Source organism: Yoonia sp. GPGPB17 (assembly GCF_037892195.1).
In the GTDB taxonomy this organism is placed as follows: Bacteria; Pseudomonadota; Alphaproteobacteria; order Rhodobacterales; family Rhodobacteraceae; genus Yoonia.
This window is the reverse complement of sequence record NZ_JATACI010000002.1, coordinates 3,375,848-3,390,235: the sequence shown is the minus strand read 5'-3', so window position 1 is coordinate 3,390,235 and position 14,388 is coordinate 3,375,848. Positions and strand designations below refer to the sequence as shown.

Here is a 14,388-nt window from a genome sequence, read left to right as displayed (position 1 = left end):
TGCGCCTAGTGTCCGCGCGATTTTACTGCGGCCACTCCCGGCCATCAACAAGAAGGAAGCGTGCCATGTTTAAGGGATCACTCCCCGCCCTCGTCACGCCGTTTTCGAACGGCCAAGTCGACGTGGATGCGCTGAAGAAACTTGTGAACTGGCATGTCGATCAGGGGTCACACGGGCTGGTGCCGGTGGGCACGACAGGCGAAAGCCCGACGCTAACACACGCCGAGCATGATTTGGTTGTCGAAACTGTGGTGAATGAAGCGGCTGGGCGTACCCCAGTGATCGCCGGTGCTGGCTCGAACAACACGGCCGAAACCGTACGCCTTGTCGAGGCGGCCAAGACCGCTGGCGCGGATGCCGCCCTTGTGGTGACACCCTACTACAATAAGCCGACCCAGGCTGGTTTAATCGCCCACTTTACAGCCGCCGCGGATTGCGGATTGCCGATCATTATCTACAATATCCCGCCACGTTCGGTGATCGACATGACGCCGGATACGATGGCGGAACTGGCCAAGCACGAGATGATCATCGGCGTGAAAGATGCAACGGCCGATCTGTCCCGTGTACCAGCCCAGCGGATGCGCTGCGGGCCTGATTTCATCCAGCTGTCGGGCGAAGACGCGACGGCACTTGGATACAATGCGCATGGCGGTCAGGGCTGTATTTCGGTCACGGCAAACATCGCGCCCAAGCTGATCGCCGAGTTTCAGGAAACGACACTGGCAGGTGACTATGCCAAAGCATTGACTCAGTTGGACCGCCTGATGCCGCTGCATGAGGCTGTGTTCACGGAGCCAGGCCTGGTCGGTGCGAAATACGGCATGTCCCTGTTGGGGATGTGTAGCGAAGAAGTCCGTTCGCCTTTGGTGGGTTTGACGGATGGCACAAAAGAAAAGGTGCGCGCAGCGATGGTGCATGCCGGACTGCTGAATTGATCAATTGAGGTGGGTTAAAACCCACCTTACATCCCACAGCTCTACTGCGTGCTGGCAGGTGACAGCGGTTTGAACCACGCATTGTTCAACCGCCACAACCCAAAGGCCAGTGGGATCGCGGCTAAACCGCCGATCACATAGGCCAGCGGTTCATCATAGAAACTCTCGAACATTTGGGTGTAGGCGTGAATGCCCGCAAAGGTCATCGCCGTATTGAACATGCCCCGTCGGTTCGACATCGCCGCCCAGATAATCAACCCACCCAAAAGCAGCGCCCAGGTGACAGAGTAGCCCCCCTCACCGATCGTAAATGCCTGTGCACGGAAGGTGTCATGCGCGGCATGGTACGCGTCCCAATCCCCATCAAAGTCGCCATAGGCAGGGCCCCAGAGGCTCTCACCCACAACGTCGCCCCAGATGCTGCCCACCAGAAAGCACAGGTTCGCGATAACAAAGGCCATGATCATCAGGATACCAGCTTGGCGCGCCATCGCAGCGCCGCCGCGACCGACGACCCAAAGGCAGCCCGCGATCAGCAATGACATCTGCAAGATGCTGAGCGTCGATTCAGGGGAATAGAACACATAAGCTGCGGTGAAATAGTAAGTGCCCGTATCCAGCATCTGTGCAAAGGGCACGATCGCTAGCGCGGTGACAATCCGCAGGTCCAACGTCAGACCCAGCGCAGCGATCACGGCAAACACATAGAAATGGGTCAATGGCATAGGCCACCCTTCAAGATCGAACTTATAGGCAGCGCCATAGATCCCGACCAAATGCAGGGCGACAGCCATGACCAAGACCGCGCCATAGGCAAATCTGAGTCGTGCAAACCCGGTCCGAAAACGCCAATAGAACAGACCTGCAAGGACCGCCCCGATAATCGCCATCATCACACCCGCGACGTCCGGCACCTTATCGGCCAACTCGAACCCGGTTCCCGATATCAGCATCCCCGCCCCGATCAGCGCGCTTGCGTTGCCAAACATGCGGTAGAGCTCTGCGCCATAGCGCAGGATCAACAGCCCCCCACCCAGAAACAGGCCACCGCAGACCGCAACGCTGAGCGCGCTAGCCAGATAGAAGACCAACCCAAGGGTCGCTGCCACAATCCCGGCGATCAACAGAGAGTTCACGCAAAGCGCGATCATTGCAGCACGGGCGCGGGTCTGGATTTCATCGGCTTGCGCAGTGTTGATCACACCATCGGCAACAAGCTGATCCGTTTGAGCGACATAATACATGCGGTCTCCTGACTGAGTTTCAATCTGGATAAGTTATTTTTGAACATTGTTCAAGTTCCAATCTGTGACCGTGATCCAGCCCTCAGCAAAGCGAACGTCTCCGCAACCGCCAAACATCGCTGCACGCTCCAGCTCTTTTCGTAACGCCGCAACACGCCCCGACCCCATGCGCGCACCTCGCTCGGGCCAGAACGCACGGACAGCCAAAACGCCATCTTCGCGTTTCATATCGATCCGGCCAATCAAACGGTCGCCCTCCATCACAGGGAACACATAATACCCATACCGGCGTTTCGGCGCAGGGACGAAAATCTCGATCCGGTAAGAAAACCCGAAAAGGCGCTCGGCGCGCTTGCGATCCCGCAATGCCGGATCAAAAGGCGACAAAATCCGGATACGTGACACGGGGGCAGCAACCTGTGTGTCCATGATGTCCGGTAGAGTAAATGACCGACGCAACTTGCCATCGACGCATTCCACGTCGACCTCAATGATGCGCCCATCCGCGAGCGCGTCCGCACACCAGCTCTTTGCTTCGCCCGGCGTCACATGATCCCAAAAAGCCGCCAACTCACCGCTGGTCGCAAAACCCAGACGATCCAAGGCACCCGCACAGCACCAATCAATCGTGTCTTCAGGAGTGTGGCGGCTGTTCAAATGCTCCGCAGGGATAACCCGCTCGGTCAGATCATAGACCTTAGTGAAGCCGTCACGGCGCACAACTGACACCTGCCCGGACCGCCACAGGTATTCCAAAGCGGTCTTGGAGGGATGCCAATCCCACCACCCGCCGGACCCGCGGCTTTCATCCGTGCCAACCTGACCCGAGGTGCAACAGCCGTCATCCGAAATCTGGCGCAAAACGGCGTCGATCTTGGCCATGAAATCGCCGCGCCGCCATTCCTTCCACCGCTGTTCCATCCGCACAGCGTCGCGGGCAAAGCGCAGGCGCCAATGGGCAAAGCTTTCAATGGGGATTGTCGCCGCATCATGGGTCCAGTGTTCAAACACCTGCCGGTCGCGGTGCAGCAAGTGCTGCAACGCTTTGGGCCGGAACTGCTGACGGCGCGACCACAGGATCAGATCATGCGCGCGGGCAAAGGTGTTCACGCTGTCCAGTTGCACAAAGCCAAGATCGTCAATCACGCACTTCAGGTCCGCACCTTTGCCCGCACCCGAAGGGCGCGTCGCAAGGCCATGTCGGGCAAGAAACACATGGCGGGCCGCTTTGTTGGAAAGAACCGGAACGCTCAACTGTCTGCCTTCGTCATTTGAAGTTGCTGCAAGCGGACCTGCCGCAAAGCCTCGACCAACAATGCTGTCACCAGACCAATATTCAGCAGCCCATTGGCTGCAGCCATACCGCCCAGCAGACGCCATTCAATCGGCAGCAGAACATCGCCAAACCCCAGCGTGGTGAACGCCACCAGTGAAAAATAGACAGACAGTTCCAACGTATCAAACACACCCAATGCCATCATCGTGAGCGCCCAGGCCCACACCCCTGCTGTCATTTGCGCCATGATCCAAACGGCCGCGATACACAGCACAACAATCAGCTTGGGGCGATGTGGCGCGCGCGTCAGCCAGGGGCGATACCTTAACAACCATGTTTCCATCAGCCAGAAACTGATGCCTGCAATCAAGATGGAAAACAGCATCAATATGGTGCCAAGTGCAATTTGAACAAACATCCGTCGTTTCCCAATGCGGGTAGCAGCGCTCACACATCTTGTGCGCAAGACCAGCATCCCCTATCTGATGCCAACTATGGCCAAGAAACCCAAAAACAAAAACTACAAAGTGATCGCCGAAAACCGGCGTGTCCGCTACGACTATGCCATTGAGGATGATCTTGAGGTCGGTATCATTCTGACCGGGTCCGAAGTCAAATCCCTGCGCACCGGCCAATCCAATATCGCTGACAGCTATGCCAGCGTAGACGATGGAGAGCTATGGCTGACCAACGCTTACATCGCCCCCTACGACCGCGCCATGTTCACCCACGAGGAACGGCGCAAACGCAAGCTCTTGGCTAGCAAACGCGAGCTGGCCCGCCTTTGGAACGCCACCAAGCGCGAGGGCATGACGCTGGTCCCGCTGGTGATGTATTTCAATGACCGGGGTCTTGTGAAACTCAAGATCGCCACCGCGAAGGGTAAGAAAAATCACGACAAGCGCGAGACCGAAGCCAAACGTGACTGGGGCCGTCAGAAACAGCGCTTGCTCCGCCACGGGGATTAACCGGCCGATTTTCCCCTTTCGCGCTCACCTTCCAGATCCGATTGTCCGCCATTGAGATGCGGTCCAATAGCTGGTCCATACCTCATGGCGCCGTCTTGGATCGACTTTTGCGCGCTTCCAAAAAATACCTTTAGAAAGGGGACACCATGGAACAACTTATCATTCAGCTCATATCTGGTGCTGTTGGCGGCAACTTGGCGGGTGGGGTCATGAAAAACCTTTCGCTTGGGACGCTGGGCAACTCAATCGCGGGCATCGTTGGCGGCGGTATCGGTGGTCAAATCCTCAGTGCTGTTCTGGGCGTGGGTGCGGGGGCCGGTGGTCTCGATATCGGCAGCATTCTGACGCAGGTTGCTGGCGGTGGCGTTGGCGGCGGTGCCGCTTTGGCCGTTGTTGGCATGATCAAGAACATGATGGCCAAGTAAGCCAACCTCGTATTTTCTGTGTGGCGCCCGCATCCGATTGCGGGCGTTTTTCTTTGCCAGATCGCACGGCGCGCCCTACGACGAAGGCTTGTCTTACAAGGCGCTGCGCGATACCTCTGACGCGATTGCTGTGAAGGGGCATAGGATGACTGCATCAATGGCGGATGACCCAAAAACACTGGTCAGCATCGATTGGCTGGCCGCCCATCTCAAAGACCCTGATCTGCGGATCTTTGATGCGTCATGGTACATGCCAGATAGCGGACGCGACGCCAAAGCCGAATACGCTGCTTACCACATCCCCGGCGCACGCTTCTTTGATATTGATGAGATCAGTGATGGCCGGTCAGAACTGCCTCATATGGCACCACCGGTAGAAAAATTCATGTCCCGGATGCGTGCAATGGGCGTCGGCGACGGGCATCAGGTTGTTGTTTATGATGGCGCGGGGCTGTTTTCGGCGGCCCGCGTCTGGTGGTTGTTCCGCCTGATGGGCCAGACCAACATTGCCGTTCTTGACGGCGGGCTACCCAAATGGGTGGCCGATGGGCATGAAATCACCAATGCGGCCCCCACAATCCGCGACCGCCATATGACCGTGAAGATGGAAGGGCACCGCGTGCGCGACGTGACAGATGTTGCCCGCGCGGCCAAGCTGGGCGACTACAGCATCATTGATGCGCGCGCGCCCGGGCGCTTCAAAGGCGAAGACCCGGAACCCCGTGAAGGCATGCGCGCAGGCCATATCCCCGGATCGCAGAATGTCTTTTATAAAGATCTGCTCAACACCGACAACACGATGAAAGCGCCCGCCGACCTTGAGGCCATCTTCAAGAAAGCCGGTGTCGATCTGAGCAAACCGGCGATCACAACCTGCGGGTCTGGCGTGACCGCCGCCATCCTGTCAGTTGCCCTTGAACGCATCGGCAAAACGGATCATGCGCTTTATGACGGGTCATGGTCCGAATGGGGCATGTATGCCGACCTTCCAATCGCCACCGGAGCCTAAATAATGCTTGAAAACCTTACCGCCCAACCTGCCGACAAAATCCTGGCGCTGATGGCCAAGTATAAAGCCGATCCGCGCACTGACAAAGTCGATCTGGGCGTCGGCGTCTATAAGGACGCGACGGGCAATACGCCTGTCATGCGCGCCGTAAAAGAAGCGGAGCGTCGCATTCTGGCCGACCAGTCAACCAAAGCCTATACCGGGCTGGCAGGCGATCCTGCCTTTGGTGCGGTGATGAAAGACCTCGTGCTGGGCGACAGCGTGTTGAACGAACGTGTTGCTGCCGTCGCCACCCCCGGTGGGACAGGTGCGATCCGTCAGGCGCTGGAACTCATCCGCATCGCCGCCCCCAAGGCCACCGTATGGCTCTCCAACCCGACATGGCCAAACCACCCGTCGATCATCAAATACCTTGGCATGCGCATGGCCGAGTACCGCTATTTCGACAATGAAACACGCAGTGTGGATTTTGACGGCATGATTGCCGACCTGCAGAGTGTTGCGCCCGGCGATATCGTTCTGCTGCATGGCTGTTGCCACAACCCCACAGGCGCAAACCTGTCGTATGAGCAAATGGCGCAAGTCATCAGTCTGATGCAAAATAAGGGCGCTGTACCTTTTGTCGACATCGCCTATCAGGGCTTTGGCGACGGACTGGCTGATGATGCAAAGGCAACGCGCCAGATCGCCAGCAGCTTTGAAAACTGCCTGATCGCGGCGAGTTGTTCGAAAAACTTCGGCGTTTATCGCGAGCGGACGGGTATTCTGATGGCTGTCTGCAAGGATGCTGATCAGCAGGCGCTGGCCCAACAGAACCTCGCTTTCCTGAACCGCCAAAACTACTCCTTCCCGCCGGACCACGGCGCACGGGTCGTGACGACCATTCTACAAGACCCCGAACTGCGGGCCGATTGGGAAGCGGAACTGGAAGAAACCCGCAATGGCATGCTGGCTTTGCGCCAGCAGCTTGCCGATGAGCTCAAGCGGCTGACCAACAGTGACCGCTTTGATTTCCTCGCACATCACCGCGGGATGTTCAGCCGTTTGGGGACAACGCCCGAGATGGTCGAAAAGCTGCGCGCAGATCACGGGATTTACATGGTGGGCGACAGCAGGATGAACATTGCAGGCCTGAACGCGCAGACGGTGCCGGTGTTGGCCAAAGCCATCGTCGAAGCTGGCGTATAACTAGCCTTTCAGGGGCAGCGCATTCCGGCTGCCCCACCCATGCAGCGCAACAATCACCGGACGCAGAGCTTCACCTTTTGCTGTCAGGCTGTACTCCACCTTGGGTGGCACCACTGGATAAACCTCGCGATGGATGATCCCATCCGCCTCCAACTCTCTGAGTTGCTTTGTCAGGCTGCGCTGGGTCACGTCACCCAACGCCCGAACAAGCGCGTTGAACCGCATTGTGCCACCCATCAGATGATAGATGGCAAGACCTTTCCATTTACCCGAAATCTGCTCGAGCGCGGCCTCGACCGGGCAGCCGTCGCTACAGTCATATGCGGCAAAGCGGTCCACGCGATTCAACCCTTTAGTATCCAAAATGTACCTATATGCATTATTTGTGCGTACTTGCGTATAGTGAATGTGTAAATCATATCCCGCTCAGACACAACAAAGGAGCGTTTCCATGTCACTGACAATTCTTGCACAAATCACCGCCGTCCCCGGAAAAGAGGCGCTGGTCCGCGCCGAGTTGGAAAAACTGATCCCGATCACGCGCGCCGAAGAGGGGTGCATCAACTATGATCTGCACGTTGACAATGAAAACCACGGCTTCTTTGTCTTTTATGAAAACTGGACAAATCGCGACCTATGGCAGACCCATATGAATGCCCCGCATTTGGCCGCTTATATGCAAGCCACCGATGGCGCGGTCGCATCCTTTACACTGAACGAAATGTCCAAGACCAGCTAGCAAATGCTGCAACTGCAAAAACGGCCTTGTGAAGGATTGCGCAATATTCTACCCATTGCGCAACTCTTGACGAAATAATCATACCGCAAGGATCACCCATGTCATTCCGCCTGCAACCCACGCCCCCTGCCCGCCCAAACCGGTGCCAGCTCTTCGGACCCGGCTCAAACACCAAGCTGTTTGAAAAAATGGCAGCAAGTGCGGCAGATGTGATCAACCTTGATCTTGAGGACAGCGTATCGCCCTCGGACAAAGACACAGCACGCGCAAACGTCATTCAGGCGATCAATGATGTGGATTGGAACACCAAATACCTGAGCGTGCGGATCAACGGGTTGGATACACCCTATTGGTACAAAGACGTGGTAGATGTTCTGGAACAGGCTTAAGCAGCCGTATTGATCAGATCATGATCCCAAAGGTCGGCTGCGCGGCGGATGTCTATGCGGTCGATGCACTCGTGACCGCGATTGAAACGGCCAAAGGCCGCGCCAAACCGATCAGCTTTGAGGTCATCATCGAATCCGCAGCGGGCATCGCACATGTCGAAGAAATTGCCGCCAGTTCACCGCGCATGGCCGCAATGAGCCTCGGGGCGGCTGACTTTGCTGCCTCAATGGGGATGCAGACCACGGGCATCGGCGGGACGCAGGAAAACTACTATATGCTGCATGGCGACACCCGCCACTACTCTGACCCATGGCATTGGGCGCAGACGGCTATCGTCGCGGCGTGCCGGACACATGGTGTGCTGCCCGTTGACGGGCCTTTCGGTGATTTCAGTGACGACGAAGGCTATCGCGCACAAGCGAAACGGTCAGCTACCCTCGGTATGGTCGGCAAATGGGCGATCCACCCCAAGCAGATCGCCCTTGCCAATGAGGTGTTCACACCCTCAGCGGAAGCTGTTGCCGAAGCCCGCGAAATCCTGGCAGCTATGGAAGACGCCAAGGCGCGGGGTGAAGGGGCGACTGTTTACAAAGGCCGCTTGGTCGACATCGCGTCGATCAAGCAGGCCGAAGTCATCGTGCGTCAGTCCGAGATGATCGCAGGCTAAATCCTATTGCCCCACCAGCGTCAGTGCGCCTGCCTCATAGGCGGTTTGGCAATCGGTGGCATCGCTCATAATGTCGTCGAACAACAGCACTGTGCTGGTCATGCCTGGTCCTTCGAACCGCATGTCATCGCATTCACCATCATTAGACCATTCGCCATCGTCATTGCCAAAGTCGATGTTGCCTTTGGCGTCAACACCCCGAAGCGTAAGGTTGCCTGCCATGAAAGCGGTGCTGCAATCCGTAGCGTCACGCAGCACATCATCTGCCAACAGTGGTGTGCTCGTCATCCCGGCACCTTCAAAGCGCGGGTCATCACATTCGCCATCGTTGGACCAGTCACCGTTATCATTGCCAAAGTTGACACCCTTGATGATCACATCGGGTGTGCCGGGTGCATCGGGTGCACCTTGACCACGCAGCGCCAACTGCCCCGCCTCGAAGGCCTCACGACAATCACTGGCGTCACGCATGATGTCATCCTGAAGCAATGGTGTGCTGGTCATGCCAGGTCCTTCGAACCGCATGTCGTCACATTCGCCATCGTTGGACCATTCGCCATCGTCGTTGCCAAAATCAATGCTGCCGTCTGCTGCAACGCCAAGAAGAGTGAGCTTGCCTGCCTCGTAAGCCGTGCGGCAGTCAGTGGCGTCAGCAAGCACGTCTTCTTCCAGAAGCGGGGTGGATGTCAGGCCTTCACCAGTAAAGCGGCCATCGTCGCACTCGCCATCATTGGCCCAGTCACTGCTATCATCTCCGAAGTTGATATCTTGCGCCATGGCGGGGGTTGTAAAACCAAGGGCCAAGGCTGCGGTGATGCTGAGTATACGCATATCAATATTCCTATTTGCTATGATATTGCCGACTGTTTGGCGCGTTTGCAGATGTATTGCAAATGGCAAAAATGTGGCAATCCATCGACATTGCACTTGCCCTGTCCATACGCCATATATCTACGAACGCATGCAAAGGGCCGCGCAGCTATGACCCAGTACCTCGACTTTGAAAAACCGCTTGCCGAGATTGAAGGTAAGGCCGAAGAGCTACGCGCGATGGCCCGCGAGAACCCTGAAATGGATGTCGCAAAAGAGGCCGCAGCGCTGGATAAAAAGGCGTCTGACCTGCTGACGTCGCTTTATGCTGACCTGACACCTTGGCGCAAATGTCAGGTGGCCCGCCACCCTGAACGCCCCCATTGCCAAGACTATATTGATGCGCTGTTCACGGAATACACGCCGCTGGCGGGTGATCGGAATTTTGCCGATGACCTGTCTGTGATGGGCGGACTTGCGCGCATCGACGATATCCCGGTCATGGTCATTGGGCACGAAAAGGGCAACGACACGAAATCGCGCATCGAACGCAACTTTGGCATGGCCCGCCCGGAAGGATACCGCAAAGCTATCCGTCTGATGGAACTGGCTGACCGCTTTGGGCTGCCCGTGATCACGCTGGTCGACACCCCCGGTGCCTACCCCGGCAAAGGCGCAGAAGAACGCGGCCAGTCCGAGGCGATTGCCCGTTCGACTGAAAAATGTCTGGAGCTGAAAGTGCCCCTGATCAGCGTTGTGATCGGTGAAGGTGGCTCTGGTGGGGCTGTGGCATTTGCATCCGCCAACCGGGTCGCAATGCTTGAACACTCCATCTACTCGGTGATCAGCCCCGAGGGCTGCGCCTCCATCCTATGGAAAGACGCTGAGAAAATGCGCGAATCTGCAGAAGCCCTGCGTCTGACCTCGAAGGACCTGCACGAACTGGGCGTCTGTGACCGGATCATCCCAGAGCCCGAAGGGGGCGCGCACCGTAACCGCGAATCTGCGATCAAGTCCGTTGGCGAAGCACTGGTCACCATGCTGAACGAACTGCGTGATCTTTCTGGCGAAAAGCTGCGCGCGGACCGGCGCAACAAGTACCTTGCGCTCGGCTCCAAGGGCCTTGCGGCCTAGGCTTGCGCATCCTGAAAGGGCATTGGCAGTTATTGCTGCTTACCGCGACGGTCTTTGCCTTTTGGCAAACCACCGCACTTGTACCTCTCAAAATTCTGGTCGTCTTCTTTCATGAGGCATCACACGCTATCGCTACTATTCTAACTGGGGGTGAAGTCGTCAGCCTATCCGTCTCGGCTGATCAAGGTGGCCTTGTGCTCAGCCGGGGTGGCAGCCGTTTCTGGACGCTTACCGCGGGCTATCTGGGCTCACTTGTGATCGGCGTCATGCTCCTGATCGCAGCGACCAAAACCAAACTGGACAGGCAGGTTATGGCGTTGACCGGCGTCATCATCCTGATCATCGCGGGATTCCATGTGCGCGACGTATTCGCGCTTGGTTTCACCATTGGCACGGGCCTTGCAATGATCGCAGCCGCCGTGATGTTGAACCACAACATCAATGACATGATCCTGCGCGTGATTGGTCTGACCAGCATGATCTACGTGCCTTTCGATATCTTCAGCGACACGATCGCACGGTCCAACCTGCGGTCCGACGCGCGGATGCTGGCCGAGGAATTTGGCGGTACAACAGTGATGTGGGGTGGGTTGTGGCTGGGAATCAGCCTCGCAATTATTTGGTGGGCACTACGGCACGTCTTAGGGCGCAGCAGCAATCTGACACTGCGCTGACTACCACATCGTTTTTGCGGCGCGCCCGGCCCACTCGGCATCGTACTCTGTACCATCAAATCCTGCTTCCTGCTCAGCCAGCAGTTCGCCAATCGTCGGTAGCCCGGCACTTTCATCATCCGAAGACCAAAGCCGCGCGCGTATCAAAGCACGCGCGCATTGGCTATAAACCTCGGTAATTTTGATCACGACAACACTGCGGGGTTGGCGGCCATTTTGCGTGAACCGTCCCAGCAGATAGGGGGCGAGCGATACAACCGCCGTCCCATTCACCCGGATCACATTGTCTGATCCCGGGACCACGAACATCAGACTGATACGTCCGTCATTCACGATGTTGCGCAGTGTGTCGATACGATTGTTGCCGCGCCAATCCGGCAACAACAAGGTCTGGGCATCCAACTCCTGCACCACAGGGCCATCGTCGCCACGTGGGCTGCCGTCAGTGCCGTCCGGCCCGACGGTTGACACCACGCAAAAGCGTGAAGCCATGATCCATTTGCGATAAAGCGGTGTCAGTTGCGGGGCGACTTTGATCAACGAAGCTTTGCCGGGGGTCCCATAAAGGGCCTCAAGCTCAAACACATCGTTGACCACATGATCAGCCATGAAAGCCCGCCTCTTTGTTCAGCCGATCCGAGGCGGTCTCAATATCGTGCTCCAACCGCCGCATAAACTCTTCCACCTCCAACCCCGGCTCAATCCGCGGGAGGAACTCAAAAACAGCCGTCCCCTGTTTGCGCATCACCCCGCGCTTTGGCCAGAACACGCCGACGTTCGTGGCAACCGGTACAACCGGCTGGTTCAGCTCGCGATACAAAGCGCCCGTTCCAATCTTGTAAGGCGCCTTCACACCCGGCGCGATCCGCGTACCCTGAGGGTAGATAATCAACTGGCCAGGGCGCGCGCGACCGGCTTGCACATCCGCAACCATCTGCTTGATCGCTTGCCCCCGCTTGCCGCGATCCACCGGGATACAGCCGATCCGCAAGCCAAACTGACCAATGATGGGGGCATACTTCAGGATAGCTTTGAAGATGAACTTGCCCCGCGGCATTGCGCCATAAATCATCAGCACGTCAAGGAACGATTGGTGCTTGGGGGCCACCATCACCTCATCCGTTGGTGGCTCGCCCCGAATCTCTGATTTGAGGCCAATCATCCACCCTGCGCTCCACCGAACATAACGGCAATAGGCATGACAGGCGGCGACGGCGCCGTCAGCTGAGATAATCGCTGCGGGTAGGTAGAGGATGCCAAAAACCAGCATCGCCAGATACATCTGCCCGTTAAAGATCAGTGAACGCACCCATTGAATCGCCTCGCTCATGTTTGCTCCCTTAGCCTGCGAAACGCCGCAGCACGGGTCGCAAAAAAGGCGACAATCGCAGCCAGAAGCGGGATCAGCAAGGGCCAGAGCCATTCTGCACCGTCGAAACCCACGCCCATTAGCAGGTTACCCGACGCATCGCCTTGCGGCATCAGCGCCAACACAGCCACCCCAAGGATCGCACCAATAATGCCGCCAGCACCCGCGCGCAGTGTAAACCGGCGCACAAAGGCGCGGGCGATGTAAGTATCAGTCGCACCCACTAGTCGCAGAACGCGGATCACCTGCACGTTGGCCGCAAGGGCCGCTTGTGCCGCCAATGTGATCATTGCCGCAACCGTCGCGCCAATCAGCAGGATCACGGCCCAGCCGATCAACCTGACACGGCTGGCCGCCTGCAACAGCGGTTCACGCCATGTGGTATGATCATCCAGAATAGCGCCGGGCACCTGACCCTCCAGACGGGCACGCAGACCATCAACATCGTAACCATCACCATCAGCGACAATTTCGATCAGTTGCGGCATCGGTAGTGCATCCAAGGGCAGATCAGGACCGAACCAAGGCTCCAGCAATGCCTGTTGCTCGTCCTGCGACAAGGCGCGGACCGTGCTGATGCCCGGCGTGGTCTCCAGAACCTCCAACGCCGAAAGCAAGAGTGCATCTGCCGTTACCGGATCAGCTGGCAGTCGCAAAGTCGCAGACTGCGCCAGTTCCTCGGCCCAGATGCTCGCCACCCGATTGGTGGTCAGCGAAACGGCTAGGGCAATCACCGCCAAAAAGGCCATCACAGCCGCGACAAACACCGTCAATCGCGCCGTCACCCCCGTCTGGGGGACTGAACGGTCGGCAAGCGGATCACCGACGATGAGGTCAAGGAGCGCCCTCATAGCTCGGCACCTGCCTGCAACAATTGCCCATCCGTGAGCCGCAGAATACGGGCGCTGACGTCAGACTTGGCCGAGCGGATCATCGCCAGATCATGGGTCGCAATCAGGATCGTTTTGCCCATCTTGTTCAGCTCAATCAGCAGGCTCAGGATACGTTGCGACATCTCCCAATCGACGTTGCCTGTCGGCTCATCGGCAATAATCACGTCGGGTGACACTATCACAGCACGCGCCAAGGCAGCACGCTGGCGTTCACCACCCGACAATTCGGGGGCAACTGGCCAGCCTGCGGCCCCAGACCCACCCAATTTAACAGCTCTTCAAGATTGCCAGCGGCCTCATTTGTCCGATCCGAAACGGTCAGCGGCAAAGCGATATTCTCGGCAATGCTCAGGTGATCCAGGAACTGACAATCCTGATGAACCACGCCAATGCGTCGGCGGGACATCGCCACAGCGTCGCGGTTCAAGGCGCCTGCATCCTCGCCAAAAAGGCGCACTTTGCCATGCATTGCGCGCAAATCGGCGTAACATAGCCGCAACAAGGTGGTTTTCCCGGCACCCGAGGGACCGGTCAGAAAATGGAACGAGCCGGGTGCAAGCGTAAGGGATAATTGGGAAAAAAGCGCATTGCCGCCGTATCCGTATGACACGTTGTCCAGTTCAATCACGGTTCTTCCCCTGCATTCCCCTGCTCTTCTGCCCAA

General features: G+C 57.5%; 16 protein-coding genes and 2 pseudogenes. 9 read left to right on the top strand and 9 right to left on the bottom strand.

The features are described from left to right. Positions 1-65: 65 nt before the first annotated feature. Positions 66-938 (top strand): 4-hydroxy-tetrahydrodipicolinate synthase, encoded by an 873-nt coding sequence (gene dapA, locus QTO30_RS17920; protein WP_340425411.1) that lies wholly within the window; start codon positions 66-68, stop codon positions 936-938. Positions 939-979: 41 nt separating this feature from the next. Here dapA and QTO30_RS17915 read toward each other — a convergent pair whose 3' ends face one another. From QTO30_RS17915 to QTO30_RS17905, 3 genes are read right to left on the bottom strand one after another with little or no spacing between them, the layout of a single operon-like run. Continuing rightward, the gene (locus tag QTO30_RS17915) at positions 980-2,182 is read right to left on the bottom strand and encodes a hypothetical protein (RefSeq protein WP_340425410.1); all 1,203 of its coding nucleotides are present in this window, start codon (positions 2,180-2,182) and stop codon (positions 980-982) included. Between the two features lie 33 nt (positions 2,183-2,215). Further along, positions 2,216-3,436, bottom strand: coding sequence for a winged helix-turn-helix domain-containing protein (locus QTO30_RS17910; protein WP_340425409.1), 1,221 nt, complete (start codon positions 3,434-3,436; stop codon positions 2,216-2,218). Further along, positions 3,433-3,876, bottom strand: a complete 444-nt coding sequence (locus QTO30_RS17905; RefSeq protein WP_340425408.1) for an ion channel — start codon at positions 3,874-3,876, stop codon at positions 3,433-3,435. The genes QTO30_RS17910 and QTO30_RS17905 overlap by 4 nt, the downstream gene beginning before the upstream one ends. 76 nt (positions 3,877-3,952) lie before the next feature. On the opposite strand from QTO30_RS17905, the gene smpB reads away from it, so the two are divergent. The 4 genes from smpB (at position 3,953) to QTO30_RS17885 (ending at position 7,048) form a co-directional block, all read left to right on the top strand. Beyond that, positions 3,953-4,426 (top strand): SsrA-binding protein SmpB, encoded by a 474-nt coding sequence (gene smpB / locus QTO30_RS17900; RefSeq protein ID WP_340425407.1) that lies wholly within the window; start codon positions 3,953-3,955, stop codon positions 4,424-4,426. Between the two features lie 146 nt (positions 4,427-4,572). Beyond that, complete coding sequence (locus QTO30_RS17895) at positions 4,573-4,851, top strand: hypothetical protein (RefSeq protein ID WP_340425406.1); 279 nt, start codon at positions 4,573-4,575, stop codon at positions 4,849-4,851. A gap of 157 nt (positions 4,852-5,008) precedes the next feature. Beyond that, a complete protein-coding gene (gene sseA, locus QTO30_RS17890) occupies positions 5,009-5,860 on the top strand; it encodes a 3-mercaptopyruvate sulfurtransferase (RefSeq protein WP_340425968.1) in 852 nt (283 codons plus the stop codon). Between the two features lie 3 nt (positions 5,861-5,863). Continuing rightward, positions 5,864-7,048 (top strand): amino acid aminotransferase, encoded by a 1,185-nt coding sequence (locus QTO30_RS17885; protein ID WP_340425405.1) that lies wholly within the window; start codon positions 5,864-5,866, stop codon positions 7,046-7,048. On the opposite strand, the gene QTO30_RS17880 is transcribed toward QTO30_RS17885, so the two are convergent. Next, positions 7,049-7,387, bottom strand: a complete 339-nt coding sequence (locus QTO30_RS17880) for a winged helix-turn-helix transcriptional regulator (protein WP_340425404.1) — start codon at positions 7,385-7,387, stop codon at positions 7,049-7,051. 112 nt (positions 7,388-7,499) lie between these two features. Here QTO30_RS17880 and QTO30_RS17875 point away from each other — a divergent pair, with 112 nt between their 5' ends. Together QTO30_RS17875 and QTO30_RS17870 are read left to right on the top strand one after the other, a co-directional pair. Next, on the top strand, positions 7,500-7,787 hold the full coding sequence (locus QTO30_RS17875; RefSeq protein WP_340425403.1) for a putative quinol monooxygenase: 288 nt from the start codon (positions 7,500-7,502) through the stop codon (positions 7,785-7,787). Positions 7,788-7,885: 98 nt separating this feature from the next. After that, a pseudogene (locus QTO30_RS17870) lies at positions 7,886-8,844 on the top strand (L-malyl-CoA/beta-methylmalyl-CoA lyase). Positions 8,845-8,847: 3 nt separating this feature from the next. Here QTO30_RS17870 and QTO30_RS17865 read toward each other — a convergent pair. Further along, positions 8,848-9,675 carry a hypothetical protein gene (locus tag QTO30_RS17865; protein ID WP_340425402.1) on the bottom strand — a complete coding sequence of 276 codons (828 nt, stop codon included), beginning with the start codon at positions 9,673-9,675 and terminating at the stop codon, positions 8,848-8,850. A gap of 150 nt (positions 9,676-9,825) precedes the next feature. Between QTO30_RS17865 and QTO30_RS17860 the strand changes: the two genes are divergently transcribed. Both QTO30_RS17860 and QTO30_RS17855 read left to right on the top strand, forming a co-directional pair. Beyond that, the gene (locus tag QTO30_RS17860) at positions 9,826-10,788 is read left to right on the top strand and encodes an acetyl-CoA carboxylase carboxyltransferase subunit alpha (protein WP_340425401.1); all 963 of its coding nucleotides are present in this window, start codon (positions 9,826-9,828) and stop codon (positions 10,786-10,788) included. A gap of 2 nt (positions 10,789-10,790) precedes the next feature. Then, positions 10,791-11,462, top strand: coding sequence for a M50 family metallopeptidase (locus tag QTO30_RS17855; protein ID WP_340425400.1), 672 nt, complete (start codon positions 10,791-10,793; stop codon positions 11,460-11,462). Here QTO30_RS17855 and QTO30_RS17850 read toward each other — a convergent pair whose 3' ends face one another. The 4 genes and pseudogenes from QTO30_RS17850 to QTO30_RS17835 all read right to left on the bottom strand — a co-directional run bounded on the left by QTO30_RS17850 (position 11,463) and on the right by QTO30_RS17835 (position 14,352). Continuing rightward, positions 11,463-12,071 (bottom strand): pyridoxamine 5'-phosphate oxidase family protein, encoded by a 609-nt coding sequence (locus tag QTO30_RS17850; RefSeq protein ID WP_340425399.1) that lies wholly within the window; start codon positions 12,069-12,071, stop codon positions 11,463-11,465. After that, on the bottom strand, positions 12,064-12,792 hold the full coding sequence (locus tag QTO30_RS17845) for a lysophospholipid acyltransferase family protein (protein ID WP_340425398.1): 729 nt from the start codon (positions 12,790-12,792) through the stop codon (positions 12,064-12,066). Before QTO30_RS17845 ends, QTO30_RS17850 begins: the two co-directional genes overlap by 8 nt. Continuing rightward, positions 12,789-13,682, bottom strand: coding sequence for a cell division protein FtsX (locus tag QTO30_RS17840; protein WP_340425397.1), 894 nt, complete (start codon positions 13,680-13,682; stop codon positions 12,789-12,791). The genes QTO30_RS17845 and QTO30_RS17840 overlap by 4 nt, the downstream gene beginning before the upstream one ends. Beyond that, a pseudogene (locus QTO30_RS17835) lies at positions 13,679-14,352 on the bottom strand (cell division ATP-binding protein FtsE). The gene QTO30_RS17840 and the pseudogene QTO30_RS17835 overlap by 4 nt, the downstream one beginning before the upstream one ends. Between the last annotated feature and the right edge of the window lie 36 nt (positions 14,353-14,388).